This is a genomic window from Algoriphagus ratkowskyi, from assembly GCF_002150505.1.
GTDB classification, from domain to species: domain Bacteria; phylum Bacteroidota; class Bacteroidia; order Cytophagales; family Cyclobacteriaceae; genus Algoriphagus; species Algoriphagus ratkowskyi.
Window position 1 is genome coordinate 1 of the sequence record NZ_MSSV01000031.1, and the last position, 17,083, is coordinate 17,083.

The 17,083-nt window shown below is 39.1% G+C and carries 17 protein-coding genes and 1 rRNA gene; 7 read left to right on the top strand and 11 right to left on the bottom strand.

Annotated elements, in window-relative coordinates:
• Positions 1–128: 128 nt before the first annotated feature.
• A 5S ribosomal RNA gene (rrf, locus tag BVH02_RS19895) occupies positions 129–240 on the top strand.
• A gap of 209 nt (positions 241–449) precedes the next feature.
• On the opposite strand, the gene BVH02_RS19900 is transcribed toward rrf, so the two are convergent.
• The 3 genes from BVH02_RS19900 to BVH02_RS19910 all read right to left on the bottom strand — a co-directional run bounded on the left by BVH02_RS19900 (position 450) and on the right by BVH02_RS19910 (position 4,397).
• Positions 450–896, bottom strand: coding sequence for a DUF1569 domain-containing protein (locus BVH02_RS19900; RefSeq protein WP_086503228.1), 447 nt, complete (start codon positions 894–896; stop codon positions 450–452).
• 83 nt (positions 897–979) lie between these two features.
• The gene (locus tag BVH02_RS19905; protein WP_086503229.1) at positions 980–3,379 is read right to left on the bottom strand and encodes a ribonucleoside-diphosphate reductase subunit alpha; all 2,400 of its coding nucleotides are present in this window, start codon (positions 3,377–3,379) and stop codon (positions 980–982) included.
• Between the two features lie 37 nt (positions 3,380–3,416).
• Complete coding sequence (locus tag BVH02_RS19910) at positions 3,417–4,397, bottom strand: ribonucleoside-diphosphate reductase small subunit (RefSeq protein WP_086503230.1); 981 nt, start codon at positions 4,395–4,397, stop codon at positions 3,417–3,419.
• Positions 4,398–4,979: 582 nt separating this feature from the next.
• On the opposite strand from BVH02_RS19910, the gene rplU reads away from it, so the two are divergent.
• Both rplU and rpmA read left to right on the top strand, forming a co-directional pair.
• Positions 4,980–5,291, top strand: coding sequence for a 50S ribosomal protein L21 (gene rplU / locus BVH02_RS19915; RefSeq protein ID WP_086503231.1), 312 nt, complete (start codon positions 4,980–4,982; stop codon positions 5,289–5,291).
• A gap of 35 nt (positions 5,292–5,326) precedes the next feature.
• Positions 5,327–5,587, top strand: a complete 261-nt coding sequence (gene rpmA / locus BVH02_RS19920; protein WP_086503232.1) for a 50S ribosomal protein L27 — start codon at positions 5,327–5,329, stop codon at positions 5,585–5,587.
• A 474-nt stretch (positions 5,588–6,061) separates the two neighbouring features.
• On the opposite strand, the gene BVH02_RS19925 is transcribed toward rpmA, so the two are convergent.
• The 6 genes from BVH02_RS19925 to lipB are packed head-to-tail and all read right to left on the bottom strand — an operon-like array spanning position 6,062 to position 11,793.
• A complete protein-coding gene (locus BVH02_RS19925; protein ID WP_086503233.1) occupies positions 6,062–6,691 on the bottom strand; it encodes a rhomboid family intramembrane serine protease in 630 nt (209 codons plus the stop codon).
• A gap of 3 nt (positions 6,692–6,694) precedes the next feature.
• Positions 6,695–7,693: a polyprenyl synthetase family protein gene (locus BVH02_RS19930; RefSeq protein WP_086503234.1), complete on the bottom strand. Its 999-nt coding sequence runs from the start codon at positions 7,691–7,693 to the stop codon at positions 6,695–6,697.
• On the bottom strand, positions 7,656–9,857 hold the full coding sequence (gene rnr, locus BVH02_RS19935; RefSeq protein WP_086503235.1) for a ribonuclease R: 2,202 nt from the start codon (positions 9,855–9,857) through the stop codon (positions 7,656–7,658). The genes BVH02_RS19930 and rnr overlap by 38 nt, the downstream gene beginning before the upstream one ends.
• Positions 9,858–9,910: 53 nt before the next feature.
• Positions 9,911–10,660 (bottom strand): 3'-5' exonuclease, encoded by a 750-nt coding sequence (locus BVH02_RS19940; protein WP_086503236.1) that lies wholly within the window; start codon positions 10,658–10,660, stop codon positions 9,911–9,913.
• Between the two features lie 9 nt (positions 10,661–10,669).
• Complete coding sequence (locus tag BVH02_RS19945; protein WP_086503237.1) at positions 10,670–11,071, bottom strand: hypothetical protein; 402 nt, start codon at positions 11,069–11,071, stop codon at positions 10,670–10,672.
• 5 nt (positions 11,072–11,076) lie between these two features.
• Positions 11,077–11,793, bottom strand: coding sequence for a lipoyl(octanoyl) transferase LipB (gene lipB / locus BVH02_RS19950; RefSeq protein WP_086503238.1), 717 nt, complete (start codon positions 11,791–11,793; stop codon positions 11,077–11,079).
• An 84-nt stretch (positions 11,794–11,877) separates the two neighbouring features.
• Here lipB and BVH02_RS19955 point away from each other — a divergent pair, with 84 nt between their 5' ends.
• Together BVH02_RS19955 and BVH02_RS19960 are read left to right on the top strand one after the other, a co-directional pair.
• A complete protein-coding gene (locus BVH02_RS19955) occupies positions 11,878–12,234 on the top strand; it encodes a YraN family protein (RefSeq protein ID WP_086503239.1) in 357 nt (118 codons plus the stop codon).
• Positions 12,235–12,355: 121 nt separating this feature from the next.
• Positions 12,356–12,883: a YSC84-related protein gene (locus BVH02_RS19960; protein ID WP_086503240.1), complete on the top strand. Its 528-nt coding sequence runs from the start codon at positions 12,356–12,358 to the stop codon at positions 12,881–12,883.
• A 3-nt stretch (positions 12,884–12,886) separates the two neighbouring features.
• On the opposite strand, the gene BVH02_RS19965 is transcribed toward BVH02_RS19960, so the two are convergent.
• Positions 12,887–13,738 (bottom strand): toxin-antitoxin system YwqK family antitoxin, encoded by an 852-nt coding sequence (locus tag BVH02_RS19965; protein ID WP_086503241.1) that lies wholly within the window; start codon positions 13,736–13,738, stop codon positions 12,887–12,889.
• Between the two features lie 133 nt (positions 13,739–13,871).
• Between BVH02_RS19965 and BVH02_RS19970 the strand changes: the two genes are divergently transcribed.
• Both BVH02_RS19970 and BVH02_RS19975 read left to right on the top strand, forming a co-directional pair.
• Positions 13,872–15,074: a pyridoxal phosphate-dependent aminotransferase gene (locus tag BVH02_RS19970; RefSeq protein ID WP_086503242.1), complete on the top strand. Its 1,203-nt coding sequence runs from the start codon at positions 13,872–13,874 to the stop codon at positions 15,072–15,074.
• A gap of 81 nt (positions 15,075–15,155) precedes the next feature.
• Entirely contained in the window at positions 15,156–15,866 is a 711-nt protein-coding gene (locus BVH02_RS19975; protein WP_086503243.1) for a glycosyltransferase family 2 protein, read from the top strand.
• On the opposite strand, the gene BVH02_RS19980 is transcribed toward BVH02_RS19975, so the two are convergent.
• Positions 15,867–16,646 carry a glycosyltransferase family 2 protein gene (locus BVH02_RS19980; RefSeq protein WP_086503244.1) on the bottom strand — a complete coding sequence of 260 codons (780 nt, stop codon included), beginning with the start codon at positions 16,644–16,646 and terminating at the stop codon, positions 15,867–15,869.
• Between the last annotated feature and the right edge of the window lie 437 nt (positions 16,647–17,083).

Consider the following 17,083-nt stretch of genomic DNA (forward strand, 5'->3'; position numbering starts at 1 on the left):
AAAAAGTCCGAAGTCAGAAGACCGAAGACCGAAGAACTTAAAATATTAGACGCAGCATGCGAGTCAAGGACTGGTTGAGATACGAAAGAGATCTTGCTACTTGCTACTAGCTACTGAAGTCTTCCAATTTAGGCGGCCTAGCGCAGGGGTCCCACCTCTTCCCATCCCGAACAGAGAAGTTAAGCCCTGCAGCGCCGATGGTACTGGGGTTACACCCGGGAGAGTAGGTCGCCGCCTCATTTATTCAAAAGCCTTTCAGGAAACTGAAAGGCTTTTTGGTTTTATATACTTTTTCGAAAATTGCCTAGAGTATTGAGAGTTGTAAAAGACAGAGAAAGCTTATCAACGTAGGTGTTTTGAAGTCTTTTCAGAAACTGAGAGTCTTTCTGTTTTTAGATCACCTATTTATTCAATTTTCTTGCTCTCTATAAGTATTTATTAGTGCATTATTACCAGACTCCGAACTGCTTGAAATGGTGGGCCACATGCTTTGGGTGAAAACGCTCCCACTCTGCATAATCTAGCATTCCAAACCTCGGATGGACAGTAGTAGCATTTGTGTCGGACTCAAAGAACTCATTATAGGCAGTTATGCTCTCTATGAGTTGCTGCTTAGCTTCATCTAAGTTCGAGCTTCGTAAAGGCATCAAATCTCCAGCATTGGTGCCTGGAGCGAGTACTCCGCGCGGGAAATCCATGTCTGAATCCAGAAGTGCTCTTTTCTGGAATTTTTGCTTTTCACTTGGTTCAAATTCCGGAATTTTGATTCTGTTGTATGCTATTTTAACTGTGATGGTCAGGTGCTCCACCATGTGTTGAGGCGTCATTATTCCAAATTGTGCAGGAGTATTAGCTTTCAGATTTTTCAACTTTTTCTCAATCATCTTACTTTCCATAGTTGGGTTCTTTAGGTTTTAAGGTACACAAAAAAAGCGCTTGATTTCTCAAACGCTCTTTATTGATCATTTTACTTGTACGCTTAACTTCCGCACATTTCACATCCATCTGGATCATCTAATGAACATGCTATTGCATCTTGTTTCTGTGATTTTACTTCTACTATTTCCTGCTGAGCTTTTTCCACTTTTGGCTCAAACCCTGTCTTGTCCAAAGTGAATTTAATTGCCGCTACAGCAGCTTGTGATCTCAAGTAATACATGCCTGTCTTAAGTCCTTTTTTCCAAGCGTAGAAATGCATGGATGTCAACTTACCAAAGTTAGGATCCTGCATGAATACGTTCATACTTTGAGACTGGCATATGTAAGCTCCTCTATCTGCAGACATATCAATGATGATCTTCTGTGAGATCTCCCAAACAGTTTTGTAGAGGTCTTTAATATGCTGTGGGATTCCTGGCACATCTTGTACAGAACCATTGGTTGAGATCAATCTATTTCTCATCGTGTCATCCCATAATCCAAGCGCAATCAAGTCCTTCATCAAATGTTTATTGACAATGATGAACTCTCCAGAAAGCGTTCTTCTCGTGTAGATATTTGAGGTGTATGGCTCAAAGCACTCATTGTTACCTAAGATCTGTGAAGTCGAAGCTGTGGGCATTGGAGCCATCAACAGGGAGTTTCTCATGCCATACTTCTTAATCTTTTCTTTTACTTCTGACCAGTTCCATCTTCCCGACCTTGGTTTTACTCCCCAAAGATCAAATTGCAATTCACCTTTAGATGCTGGAGATCCTTCATAAGTTTCATAGGTGCCTTGAATTTTAGCCAATTCCATGGAAGTTTCCACGGCTGCAAAATACATCGTTTCAAAGATATCCTCATTCAAACCTTTAGCTTCTGGAGAATCAAAAGGCATACGAAGCAATATAAAGGCATCCGCAAGACCCTGAATTCCCAAACCAATTGGACGATGACGGAAATTTGATCTTCGCGCTTCTTCAACTGGATAGTAGTTTACATCAATTACCTTGTTTAGGTTTTTGGTTGCAACTTTGGTGATTTCATATAATTTTTGATGGTCAAAGAATAATTTCCCATCTGGTCCAGCTATTACAAATTTTGGAAGAGCAATAGAGGCCAAATTACAAACAGCTACTTCATCGGGCGCTGTGTACTCGATGATCTCTGTACACAGATTGGACGATTTAATCGTTCCCAAATTCTTCTGGTTTGATTTACTATTTGCAGCATCTTTATAAAGCATATAAGGTGTACCCGTCTCGATTTGAGATTCTAGTACTTCAAACCAAAGCTCCTGTGCTTTGATCGTCTCACGCGCCTTACCTTCTCTCTCGTATTTCTCATAGAGTCTTTCAAATTCCTCTCCGTGGCAATCAGAAAGTCCTGGTGCTTCGTGTGGACAAAATAATGACCATTCCAAATTTTGTTCAACACGCTTCATGAAGAGGTCTGGAATCCAAAGTGCATAGAATAGATCTCTAGCTCTCATTTCTTCCTTTCCATGATTCCTCTTCAGTTCCAAAAAGTCTTTGATATCAGCATGCCAAGGTTCAAGATAAATAGCAAAGCTTCCTTTTCGTTTTCCTCCGCCTTGATCCACATAACGAGCTGTCATGTCGAAATTCCGCAGCATTGGCACAATGCCATTGGAAACTCCATTAGTGCCTTTAATGTAGGATCCTTTAGCTCGTACATGATGAATGGAGAGTCCAATCCCTCCAGCTGACTGGGAGATCTTAGCGCATTGCTTTAGCGTATCATAAATCCCATCTATGCTGTCATCTTTCATGGTAAGCAAAAAGCAAGAAGAGAGCTGGGGCTTTGGAGTACCTGCATTGAAAAGGGTAGGAGTAGCGTGCGTAAACCACTTTTCAGAAAGTAGGTTATACGTTTCAATCACAGACGCCATGTCCTCTTTGTGAATTCCTACCGCCACTCGCATCAGCATATGCTGAGGGCGTTCTACAACTTTGCCATTTAACCTGATCAAGTAACTTCTCTCCAAAGTCTTGAATCCAAAATAATCGTACCCAAAATCCCTATTGTAATCAATCGCAGCATCAAGTTTCACTGCGTTGTTTTTAATTATGCCATAAACCTCAGGATCCAACAATGCTGCATTTTCATTGGTAATAGGGTTCACATGTGTATAAAGCCTTTTCATAGTATTTGAAAAGGATTGGCTAGTAGTTTTATGAAGATTGGAGATAGCGATTCTGGCTGCCAAGATCGCATAATCAGGATGCTTCACAGTTAATGATGCACATACTTCCGCAGCTAGGTTATCCAACTCAGTAGTGGATACGCCATCAAACAATCCATCAATCACCTTTTTGGCTACATCAATAGGTTGAATGAAACGAGAATCCAATTCATAGCAGAGGTTCTCAATTCTTGTTGTGATTTTGTCGAATCGTACTGATTCACGCCTTCCGTCTCTTTTTATTACTAGCATTTCTTTGGGATTTTTTGAGGAAATAATTTTGGGTTAGTTAGAAGTCTTCACCAATGGAGAATCTTGGAGAATCATCTGTTCCTTCGGTAGATTTCATTACTCCAGCTTTTTGGTAATCACCAACTCTTTTTTCGAAGAAATTAGTTTTTCCCTGAAGAGAAATCATATCCATAAAGTCAAATGGATTTGTGCTGTTCCATATTTTTTCACAGTCTAATTCAACTAACAATCTATCTGCTACAAACTCAATGTACTGACACATCAGATCTGAATTCATTCCTATAAGTCTCACAGGAAGTGCATCAGTTACAAATTCTTTTTCAATTTCTACCGCATCTCTTATAATCCCTCTTACCGTTTCTTTTGGAAGTTGATTGTTCAAATGTTTAGTGTATAGATGACAGGCAAAGTCACAGTGCAATCCTTCATCACGAGAGATTAACTCATTAGAAAAGGTAAGTCCAGGCATTAGTCCTCTTTTCTTCAACCAAAATATAGAGCAAAAAGAACCTGAGAAAAAGATACCTTCTACCGCAGCAAAAGCGATCAAACGCTCTTGGAAATTCCCGTTGTCAATCCATCTCAATGCCCAATCAGCTTTTTTCTTAACACAATCAATATGTTCTATAGCATGGAGTAATTTATCACGCTCCACCGCATCTTTAATGTATGTATCAATAAGAAGGCTGTACGTCTCAGAGTGGATGTTTTCCATAGCAATCTGGAAGCCATAGAAAAATTTAGCTTCTGTATATTGAACTTCAGAAATGAAATGCTCAGCCAAATTTTCATTCACGATTCCATCACTGGCAGCGAAAAATGCCAACACATGAGAAATAAAATGACGTTCGCCATCATTTAATGCTTTCCAGTCGACCATATCCTGACCTAAGTCAATTTCTTCGGCGGTCCAAAAGCTTGCCTCTGCTTTCTTATAGTATTGCCAAATGTCATTGTGCTGGATGGGGAATAAAACAAAGCGATTGTTATTCTCTACTAAAATTGGTTCGTTCTGCATTGCTACTTAGTTTTTGTAATCGTAATTGATATGCCCTTGATTAAATAAATGTTTCCTAGGTCTGGGGGAAAGAATGATTGCTTTTTTAAAGCAGCCTTAGAGCAAATATGTGAATGATAAATGGTAAAAAAAACCTCGGGAGTATGGCACATATGCCTTTTTTGAACGAAAGTCATAAATCGTATATCCTTCTATTTATTAGTAATTTATAGTTCTGTTGATGTAGCTTTAAATAAATTAAATGGACTGATTCCATGCGATTGAAATATTTCGAAATAATAGTAAAAAAAAAATTCAACCAGAATTCAAGCGCGTTACTGAATCACGTTCAAGTGTTTAATCAAGATTATTTTACATTTTATTGTTATGGAAATCAGGCAATTGAGTGAAAGTCCTTATGAATCACTTGCAAATTCCTGAAATAAAATAGGCTTTAAATAGGGAATTATTAAGGTGATTTTGATTCGCATTGCGTGATCTCTAGGAGTTGATTAAGTGCTCTGAAAATATTTCGGAAGCCAGTTTTTTTGTTTCAATCAACTTTCCTATATTTGCACTCCGATTTCAAAAGAATCTAGAATTATGTACGCAATTGTAAACATCGCAGGTAAGCAGTTCAAAGTAACACAAGATCAGTTCGTCTATGCTCCAAAGCTAGACCTTGAAACTGGCGCTTCCGTGGAATTCGACCAGGTACTATTAGCAGAAGCTGATGGAACTGTGTCTGTAGGAGCTCCCCTTCTAAAAGGAGCATTGGTATCTGGGAAAGTCCTAGATCATGTAAAAGGTGATAAAGTCATCGTCTTCAAAAAGAAGCGCCGTAAGGGCTACAAGAAGAAGAACGGTCACAGACAAGACTTCACTAAAGTATTGATACAAACTATTTCACTCTAAGTTTTCTTTTTCGAAAACTATAAAAGAAAATAACCATGGCACATAAGAAAGGCGTCGGTAGTTCCAGAAACGGTAGAGATTCACAATCCAAGAGACTTGGTGTGAAGAAATTTGGTGGCGAAGTAGTAATCGCTGGTAATATTATCGTAAGACAGAGAGGTACTAAGCATCACCCAGGTGAGAACGTAGGACTTGGAAAAGATCATACCTTGTTCGCAACATCTAATGGTGTTGTTACCTTCAGAAAGAAATTCGATGGCAGATCATACGTTAGCGTATTGCCTGCTGAAGCTTAATATTAAGCAAACAATCAATTAGATAGCTCCTTCATTTGAAGGAGCTATTTTTTTGTCCTGATTTTTTATAAAACTTATACCGCCAAGGTCACAGAGGTTTATACAGAGCGCACAGTTTACATATAAAATATATGAAAATTCGTGATATATGGCTTGTTCTATTATTGGCTGGGTTACTCTTAGTCAAGCTTTAGCGTATTGAAGAATTCGCTTTGAGGCCTTAAATTAGACATAATTAATCATTCATAATCAAGACTTTGTAAACGTTAAAAAAATTGCTTGATAGGTTGAATGGCTAGCCTCGAAAATGAACAGAAACATATTAAGGAACTTACGCCAATGGGGGGAAGAGAGATGTTTAGTTGTGCTCTCTATATTACTTGCCGTGTTCTTCGTGGTTAGAAATGGGTATTTAGCAAAAAAAAAGCCCGACTAATAAAATATCAGACGGGCAATTTGTGATGTTAGGTATTTTTAAAAAGGTCTATAGCTCATCACTTGATCTACGAATGTGGTTGCACTTTCCGGTGAGATAATAAGAATGAATACAATTCCGAAAATAGCTCCATAAAGGTGTGCATCATGGTTGATTGCATCATCTTGATTTTTTCCTTTGAAATAAGAATAAAGAAGAAATAGTACGCCTAATATAAATCCTGGTAAGCATAGTATTCCAAATAAACAGATGTCTGAAAGGGGTAGGATGATAATGCTGGCAAAAACTGTTGCTGCAGTTCCTCCTGAAGCTCCCAATGCTCTATAATAGCTATTGTCTTGATTTTTTAAATAGGTTGGGATATCGGAAATTACTATTCCCAAGATATAGAATAGCACATAGACTATTCCACCCAAAATTACTCCGAACTTGTAAGCAAGTACCTGCTCTACTATTCCTCCAAAGAAGTAGAAGGTGAACATATTGAAGAAAAGGTGGATGTAATCTTTGTGAATAAATCCAGAAGTTACGAATCGATCCCACTGACCATTTCTCTTGATTTTATACGGCGTGAACATGCAGCGTTCCATATATGCTGCATTATTGATTCCATAATAACTGCTGATCGCTGTGATAATAATCAGGACAACTGTGATTGATAAAGTCATTTTTTATTTTTCTCTGTGAATTAGGTCCTGTGTTATTTTCTTTAATTCGAGGAAATAGTCCTCATTTTTGAATAGTATAGCATCGTATTGAGCAAATCCAGCTTCGAAATATGAATTCATTTTTGACTCTGTAAGCTCCTTAATTCCAAGGTTTTCATAAATCTTGCACACTGCAAGTACTTTTTCCTCTTTGTCGAATTCAGTTTGAGATAACCAATAGTTCAATGAGTCAGCATCTTCATCTTTTGCTAATTCAAGCGCTTTTATAAGTAAGAATGTCTTTTTATTAGAAATGATATCACCGCCCACCTGCTTGCCAAATTTGGCTTGATCTGCATAAACATCTAGTAAATCATCTTTCAGTTGAAAACCTACTCCGACGTTCACTCCGAAATCATATAGTTTTTGAGCTTCCTCTTCCTCTGCTCCTGCGAGCAAAGCACCCATTTGCAATGCAAATCCCAAAAGTACAGCAGTCTTCAAGCGAATCATATTGATATATTGCTCTTCTTGGACAGCTTCCATGGATTCAAAATTCATGTCGAACTGTTGGCCCTCGCATACTTCTGAAGCCATTTTGTTAAACAATCGAATTGTCTTTCCCAGTCTTTCAGCATGAGTAGTCAACAGTAAATCATAGGCTTTCACAAGCATTACGTCTCCAGAAAGAATTGCGACGTTTTCATTCCATTTTATATGTACAGCATCTTTCCCCCTTCTGAGAGGAGCATCATCCATGATATCGTCATGCATCAACGTGAAATTGTGAAATACTTCCACTGCAGCTGCCTGACTTAGGATATCCTCGGGATTGTGCTTATAAATCCCGTAGGCCAATAAACTGAGCAATGGTCGTATTCTTTTCCCATCCAGACTTAGGATATAGGTAATGGGGTCATAAAGTTCTCGGGGTTCTTTCCCTAATTCCAGTGTACTAGGGAGGTTCTGGATGAATAGCTCCAGCTTACCTAATAACTCGTGCGCGTGTTTTCTTTTTGTCATTATCAGCAAATTCCAAATCTATCGTTCTACGGTCAATGTCAGTGTTAACTACTCTGACCTTCACTTTGTCGCCCAAAGTGATCATTTTTTTTGTTTTCGAACCAACTAAGCGCATGTTTTTCTGGTCAAACTCGTAGAAGTCGTCATCCATATCCTGAACACGAATCATACCTTCGCATTTCGTCTCCGTGATCTCTACAAAAACTCCCCATTCAGTTATTCCAGCTACAATTCCATCGTAATCTTTGTCTTCAGCAAGAGACATAAATTCCACTTGCTTATATTTGATCGAGGCTCTCTCGGCATCTGCTGCACGTTTTTCCCGTTCTGATGAATGCACACTTTTCTGCTCCCAAGCTTCGGCATCTGGAGATTTGCCATTGTCTAGATAAAGCTCAAGTAATCGATGAACCATCATGTCTGGATATCGACGGATAGGAGAAGTGAAGTGAGAATAATGAGCGAAGGCAAGTCCAAAGTGTCCTTTTGGCTCGGTAGTATATTTGGCTTTAGCCATACTTCGAATTGCAAGCTGCTCCAAGACATTTTGCTCAGGTTTACCCTGTATATCTTCCATCAGTTTGTTTAGCGCTATAGAGATAGCATTCGCATTTTCAATATCGAATTCGTGTCCAAATCGCTTTGCAAATCCGGAAAACGTGTCCAATCGCTCCATGTCTGGAGAGTCGTGTGTACGGTAAATAAAGGTGTCTTTTCCTTTATTTTTATTGAATATAAACTCAGCCACATATTTATTGGCGAGAAGCATGAACTCCTCAATAAGCTTATGGATATCTTTTCGTTCTTTTATTACCAAGCCAAGCGGCGTCCCTTTTTCGTCCAGTTTGAATTTAACTTCTACTGTTTCGAAATTAACCGCACCATGCTTGAATCTGCGTTGACGGACTTTCTTAGCCATCACATTAAGTAAGGTCAGCACTTCAAAATAATCTCCAGACTGATTGTCAATATTTTCTTGTGCATCTTCGTAAGCATATCTTCGGTCAGAATGTATCACAGTTTTGCCAATCCAATGCTTTTTCACATTCGCTTCATCATCTACTTCGAATACGCAGGCAAAAGTTAATTTGTCCTCATTAGGACGAAGTGAGCAAAGCCCATTACTCAATCGCTCAGGAAGCATTGGGATCGTACGATCCACCAGATAAACAGAGGTCGCTCTGTTATAAGCTTCTTTCTCTAATGCTGTTTTAGGCTGTACATAGTGGGTTACATCAGCGATGTGGACACCGATTTCATGATTGCCGTTTTCTAATTTCTTATAGGAAATAGCATCATCAAAGTCCTTTGCATCCGCTGGGTCAATGGTGAATGTTAAGGTATCCCTAAAATCCTTTCGCTTCTTAATTTCTTTCTCCGTGATTTTCTCAGAAATAGCTTCTGCTTCCTTCTCAGGTTCCTCTGGATATTCGAATGGTAATCCGAACTCTGCCATGATGGAGTGAATCTCTACCTCATGCTCACCCGCTTTGCCGAGTACACGGATGACTTCTCCTGTTGGATTCTTGTCACCATCTCTCCACTCAGTAAGTTTTACAATTACTTTTTCACCATGAACAGCGCCATTTAAGGCTCCTCTATGAACAAAGATGTCCTTGTGCATTTTCTTGAAATCTGGAACGATGAATGCAAAACGAGGGGATATTTCCACTCGGCCTACAAACTCGTCTCTACTTCGTTCTACCACTTCTAGCACCTTGCCTTCTACACGTCCAGTTTTCCCTTTCAATGGATAAGTCATCACTCTGACTTTATCTCCGTCGAGAGCTTGCTTGAGGTCGGCTTCTTTGATCAATATATCTCCATCTACTTTCTCAGGATCGAGGGGTACGATGAAAGCAAAGCGTGGATTTACAAAGTCTACGATTCCCTCGATAAATTCAGGGTCTTGTGTAGATGAGTAATAATTTCGTGGATTTCTAGAAACTGAGCCTGCTTCTACGAGTTTGCTAAGTACTGGCTCTACGCCTCCTTTAGTGAGTGCGTCTCGAATTTCGAGCTTCTTAATAATTTGCTTGGAGTTGAATTCTTCTCCGAAATTAGCGTCTAAAAATTGAAGGATACGACGAGCCAAACTGGCTGCATCTGTTTGTTGTCCTCCTTGATTTTTACTTGTGTTTTTTTTGTTTGAGTTTCTTCCCATGATTTGGGTTGTTGATTATGGTTAAGGTAAAAAGATTTATGTCCCTGCGCCCATTAATCTTTGTGTTCATTATTTGAATCTTCTAAATGGATGATTTCTATTTCTATATCGTCCATTTGCGGATTCATCGCCATATATACGCGAGCTGTGACTTCCACATCCCTTAGGCAATATTTTTTAATTTTTTCTATGTCTTTTTCCAGATGAAAAGTAGTGTTGACCTGACTTCCGTCAAGATCATCTTTCGAAGATGGAATCCCAAAAACTGAAGCTAAAAGCTCCAAGCGGGTGTAATGTTTATAGTCTCCAAACTTCCAAAGTTCCATCGTATCAAGATGGCGCACTTCCCAAGGTTTTTTCCCTGAGATCTGTAATGGTTCTGGCAATGCTACTCCATTGATAAGCATTCTGCGGCAGAGATATGGGAAATCAAATTCTTTCCCGTTGTGCGCGCAAAGAACCCATTTTTTCTTCTCTAACAAAGCTTTAAACTCCAAAAGAAGTTCCTTTTCTTCATCATTTGCATAGCATTTAGATCTGAAGTCCAGTTTTTTATCTTTCTTTTTCCATTGGAAATAGCCTACACCGATACAAACTACCTGTCCAAACTCGGCATGAATTCCTGCTCGATCAAAATATAAGGAGCCCGGTTCGTGATTATTCTCTATAGTTTGAATGTTTCGCTCTTTCCTAAGCCATTCTTCTTGAATTCGCTCAGGCAATTCTTCAAATCTCTCAGTCAATGAGGCAGTCTCTATATCTAGAAACAGGATATCATTCAGTTGATCAAAAAAATCTGCCATAAGCGATAGTTATGAGTGAAGAACTCCTTCTAGGCCAATTTCCGGAATTAACTTTATAAAACCGGAATCAAAACTGCCTGGAGTAAAGATAAACTTTTTATCAAAAATTTGATCCAAAATATAGTAGCTCACCCAAAACTCATTGCTCAAAACGAAAAATGAAGGATCTATCGATTCAACTTTAGCTACAGCTTGTTCACCTAAATTTTCTATCACGTGTCGCAAGACTGATGTTTTTTTGACTTCACCGTCTATTTCTCCATAGCCTTTGGAGGTGATCATTACATTCGTAAGCTCTATCAGATTCAAGTTGATAATATAAACCGCCCATTCTGTACCTGTCGCAGTTTCTTCTTTTGCAATCGCCAGTTTTACCCCTGTCACAGGGTGAAAATCAATGTCCTTTTTCATAATTCTTATAATTCCTCCATTTCAAATAAGTCTATCAAATGCCGTTTCACCTTTTCCTTAACAGCTAACATGTCTACAGGCTTGCCTAATTCTAAGTGAAGCGAAGTCACTGCTTTGTCGTTTATTCCGCAGGGGATGATGTGGCCAAAGTAACTGATGTCTGTATTGATGTTGAAGGCAAAACCGTGCATGGTAACCCAGCGGCTGGATTTTACCCCCATAGCACAGATTTTCCTGGGATTCTTCTGTTCCAAGTGATCGATCCATACGCCTGTTAATCCATCTATTCTACCTGCCGCTATTCCATAATCAGCGAGTGTCAAGATAATTGCTTCTTCTAGGAAGCGTAGGTACTTGTGGATATCTGTAAAAAAATTATCAAGATCCAAAATCGGGTAACCAACCAATTGGCCAGGGCCATGATAGGTGATGTCTCCACCTCGGTTGATTTTGTAATATTGGGCCTGATGAGTTTTAAGTCCATTTTCATCTAAAAGCAGGTTCTCTTCTTTACCACTTTTCCCTAATGTGTAGACGTGAGGATGCTCTACAAATAAAATGTAATTTTTACTAGAAGCTTGATCTGCTGGCGCCAAAGTGCGATTGCTGATTTTGAGTGCAACAGTCTCTGCAAATAATTGCTCCTGATAATCCCAGGTCTGCTGATAATCAAGCTGTCCAAGATCTCGGAATTCTACTTTTTTATTAATAATTTCATTCATCGGATAGTCCCGAGGGATTTACTTTTCAGAGGAGTCAACTACAGGCTCATTCATTGATTTTTCAAAATTAAACAAATATCCAAGATGGCTGAGCACAATGATTCTGGAAAACTTGCCGAGCAACAAGCTGCTGACTGGCTGGTGAGTAAAGGCTACGAATTTATAGAGAAAAATTATAGGCACAGTCACGCGGAGATAGATCTGATCATGAAGCATCGTGGATTGTTAATTTTTGTTGAAGTTAAGTTCAGATCGGGAACTGGCTTCGGATTTGCAGAAGAGTTTGTCGATTCGGTCAAACGTAAGCTGATTATCAAAGCCGCTGACCAGTTTATCTATCAACATGACTGGCATAAAGATATTCGCTTTGATATAATTGGAGTGTACAGGGATCGGACCGGAAAAGTCAATTTTAGGCATTTTGAAGATGCTTTCTATTAAACAATTATCACAGTTCTTATTTTAATAATGATGAAATCGAGTATGATGAAGACTCTCTCAAAGAGTGATGTTATCAATCATGCTAGGTTACATATGACCATTGAAAATAAATTATAACTATATGAAAAAAGTAACAGTTACCTTCTTTTTTGTTTTGTTGGCAATGGCAAGTTTCGCCCAAAGTGAAAAGAAAGATCAGCAAATTATCGAAGATTCTGCAGACGCAAAAGCTGCTTTTCTGGAAGACGATCCAAGTATGCAAGAGTTGTTTGACTCTGCTTACGGTTATATTATTTTACCAAATGTTGGGAAAGGTGGATTTGGAATCGGAGGCGCTGCTGGCAATGGAGTAGCGTATCAAGGAGGAAATAATGTTGGATTTGCAAAAATGACTCAGGTCACTATCGGATTTCAAGCTGGTGGACAGGTATATTCTGAAGTTGTGTTTTTAGAAAATGAAGCGGCTTTCGAGCGTTTTCAAAATAGTAAAGTAGAAATGTCTGCACAAGTATCTGCTGTAGCTGCAGCTTCAGGAGCTTCGTTAAATGCTAAATATATTGATGGAGTTGCTGTATTTACACGAACCAAAGGCGGTCTGATGTACGAAGCCTCAGTAGGAGGTCAGCAGTTTAAATTCAGAGATAACTAAAGGTTAATTATCCTTTTTATAGACGAGATTTCCGTCCTTATCCCACTCTGCACGGATATAAGGGCGGAAATTTTTCGTGTAAGCAGCTTCCTGATACTGAATCTCTCGCTTTCTCACGGCTTTGGTGTTGTTGTTATCCCAATATTCTGTCCACAGGCCAACTTTTTCACCGTATTGATATTCCCCCGTCACGGCGACTTGCTTGTCCTCATAGAAGTAAAAATAATTCCCTTCCTCTAGTCCATATTGTACTGGTATGATTTCTTGAATTGTCTTGGTGGTTTGGTTGAAGTACTTGGTTCTAGACTCTCTAGGCCAGCCTGCCTCAAAATGATTTTTGTCTTGCAGGATGTTATTTGAATCAAATAGCATCCAAGTTTTGTGTTTGGTTCCGTAGTAGAACATACCACTTTCGACTATTTCCTCATTGATCACACGCTCATAAGGACCGTGTAAGAGGTAGCCTTTTCCAGTCACGTATTGCTTTGTATTAATGCTTTTCTCCTGAGCGTCAAACCAATAGATGTCTCGAATATATGGGTCTGGATTACGTGTGGCTTCTGTATAATTGAAGTGCTCGAAGATTTGTTGACCACGAATCTCCTGGCGGGTATAGCCTTTTCTGGTTTTTATTCCGAACCATTCGTTTTTCCTAGCCTTCTTCTTTTTCTCCTTCTTTTCTTCTTTTTCTTTCGTATCATCAAAAAGCAACAAAGGCATAGTTGTGGGTAGCAATCGAGAATTCACCAAGCCTGTGGAATCAGGATCTGATTTGGATTTTGCATCTTCTTTTTGGGCAAAAGAAAATCTACTAAAAAGTAGGAGGAAAATAAAACTGATATAATATCTACTCATCGATAAGAAAAACGCAATATACTTCGGTGTATTTTATCCAAAAATAACATTTCGAGATCAAAAGCCACCGATTGTTTAGATTTTATAATCTTCTCTCTATTTTTGAGGAATTTGTAATAAAAACGCTCAAACAATGAATTCTATTTTATCAGACCGGATAATCAATATGGAGGAATCAGCCACTCTTGCCATGGCAAAAAAAGCAAGAGAGCTGAAATCACAAGGAGTTGACATCATCAGCCTTAGTTTAGGTGAGCCTGACTTCAAGACTCCCAAGCATATTCAAGAGGCTGCAAAAGATGCAATCGACGAAGGAAAGTACTTTTCATATCCTCCTGTAGCGGGATATCAGGATTTGAGAGAAGCTATCGCAAAGAAGCTTCGCGAAGAGAATGAGATCGCTGAAGCTAAAGCTGAAAACATCGTTGTTTCTACTGGAGCCAAGCATTCTATCGCCAATGTATTCATGTGCATGGTGAATGAAGGCGATGAGGTAATCATATTCTCTCCTTACTGGGTGAGTTATGCTGAAATCATAAAGTTAGCTGGTGGCGTCCCTGTATTGATCGAAGGAACCTTGGAGAATAACTTCAAAGCAACTGCCGCTCAATTGGAAGCTGCAATCACTCCAAAGACTAAAGCCGTAATTTATTCCTCCCCATGTAATCCTACAGGTTCAGTATTTAGCAAGCAAGAGCTAGAAGCTATCGCAGATGTGGTGAAAAAGCATGAGAATATCATGGTGATCGCAGATGAGATCTATGAGAAAATAAACTTCGCAGGAAGAAACTACAGCATCGGATCATTTCCTGGAATGTTTGACAGAACGATCACAGTAAATGGTTTCTCTAAAGGATATGCAATGACTGGCTGGAGAGTTGGATACATCTGCGCACCTTTATTTATTGCCAAAGCAGTGGAAAAGATGCAAGGTCAATTTACTTCAGGAGGAACCGGTATTGCGCAGAGAGCAGCATTGGCTGGTATCTCTGGAGATCAAACACCAACTACTGAAATGGCGAATGCTTACTTGAGAAGAAGAGGTCTGGTTTTGGATTTACTTCAAGACATTCCAGGTATCAAAACTCATGTGCCTGAGGGAGCATTCTATTTCTTCCCAGACGTGACTGCATTCTTCGGCAAGTCTGCCAAAGGTCATGATGTAAAAGATGCTGATGATCTTTGCTTATATCTCTTAGCAGAAGCCTACGTGTCTTTAGTGACTGGGGCGGCTTTTGGAGCACCAGAGTGTATTAGGCTTTCTTATGCAGCCTCTGACGAGGATTTGGTAGAGGCACTTAGTAGAATGAAAAAAGCACTTGCTGAGCTAGCTTGATATAGTATTTCTTAACCCCGGCAAATGCTGGGGTTATTTTTTGCCTGAAAAGAAAGGCCTATTTTTGAGGAAAATTACCCTATGGCTGAAGTAATCGTAATCACACCCGTCAAAAATTCTCTTGACACAACCTTGGATACTGCAAGAGCAATCGCTGATTCTTCAGTAGGAGTGAGGCATATAATTTTTAATGATTTCAGTACAGAGGAGACTAAAATAGGTTTATCCCAAAATAAGTCAGCGATTGGATTTGAGTTAATCAATCTAGAAGATATTACGGATCATCCTTCTCCAAATTATAAGCTTGTACTTCAAATAGCTCAAAAAATAGCTAACGAAGCTAAACTGCCACTTTTGGTGATCGAGTCTGATGTGGTTGTGAAGCCGCAAACTATTGCTGAATTGCTGAGTTTTCAGAAGACAAACCCTAAATCTGGTTTAGTAGGCTCTGTTACGATTGATGAAAAAGGAAAAGTGAATTTCCCTTATCTGAAATTTAAAGGTGTGAAAGAATCTGTGATTGACACGAACAGAAGTTTGAGCTTTTGCTGTACACTTTTCTCGACTGACTTTTTGAAAAAATATGACTTCATGGGCTTAGACGAAGCTAAAGATTGGTACGATACCTTTATCTCTAAGAAATCAATCGAGCTGGGATTCAAAAATCACGTGCTGATGAATGCACCTGTGTGGCATAGGCCACATGCTAGCCGTCCTTGGAAGCAATTGAAATATAGTAATCCCCTGAAATACTACTTTCTGAAATTTTGGAAAGGTATGGATAAGATTTAATTAGAGTCTGCCCAGAAATTTCAGCAATGAGTTGTACGGTTTGGACCAAGTCCGCTGGAAACGTAGTGGGCCATTGAGTTCTTTTTGAAAGAAATCCATGTGTTTGGAATTCAAATACGCTATTCGCTCTCGTTTCTTTTGGTTAGTTCCGGTCTTTTTACGTTTGCTTCCTGAATGAATTCTATAGAAAAAACCCAAGAATGGTAATTTGACTACTTCTCCACCATTTTTGAGGATCTTAATCCAAAATTCCCAATCTTCTCTTCCCATCTTCATGTCCTCTGAGAAGCCATCAACAACCTCCCAGTCCGTTTTTCGGAATAGTGAGCAAGCAAAAATCATATTATCTCGCGCTAATAAGTTCCTGCTGAATGGCTTGAGCTTCCAGTGTTTTCTTCCAAACTCGCCAAATTTTTCCGCCTCAGAATAAACGACTTTAACTTCTTGCTGTGAATCTAAAATATTCGCAGCTTCAGATAAGTAATCTTCTGAAATTAAGTCATCAGCTCCCAGTGGGAATAGATAAATGCCTATGGCTGCTTTACAGCCAGTATTTAGAGCGGCTGAAACCCCTGCGTTTTTTTGAGAAATAAGTTTTACATGACTATTCTCTTTTGAAAATCTAGTGACAATGGCGACTGAACCGTCAGTAGATCCATCATTTACGATTATGATCTCAAGTGGTTTATGAGTAGAGGCAAGGGCAGATTGAATAGTCTCTTCTAGATATTTTTCGCCGTTATAAACCGGGATTATGACTGAAACTAGTGAGTCTGACATAAGTGTAATGTGAATTAAATATACTTTGGGTAAAAAAAAACAGAATTTGCCTGAATTACCATAGAGCTTCCGAAAGTCATGTTTTGTTGGATTTCAAAGATGGGAAGACAGAATGCTTCGATCTCAACTTAAATGCATTGTGGAAAATGTAGAACCAACAGCCTAGCACATGATTATATTATGCCTACTGGTTCAAATCAAGTTAAGAAGATTACTACTCATCTTTGCAAAAGAGTAAAAGACCGAACAGTCTTTAAAATTTTTCTCTACGAAATAAAGGATAATTTCTTAATGCAGGTAAGCGTATTTGCATCTATTTTATGAATACTCTCCAATTCCCAAGTTTAAATTCTTAAAGGAAAAGCTGTTTTAAATTGAATGGGGACGGTTTCGGGCAACTGCCTCCAAAAGTCATAATTCAGATATGTGCAGTAGGA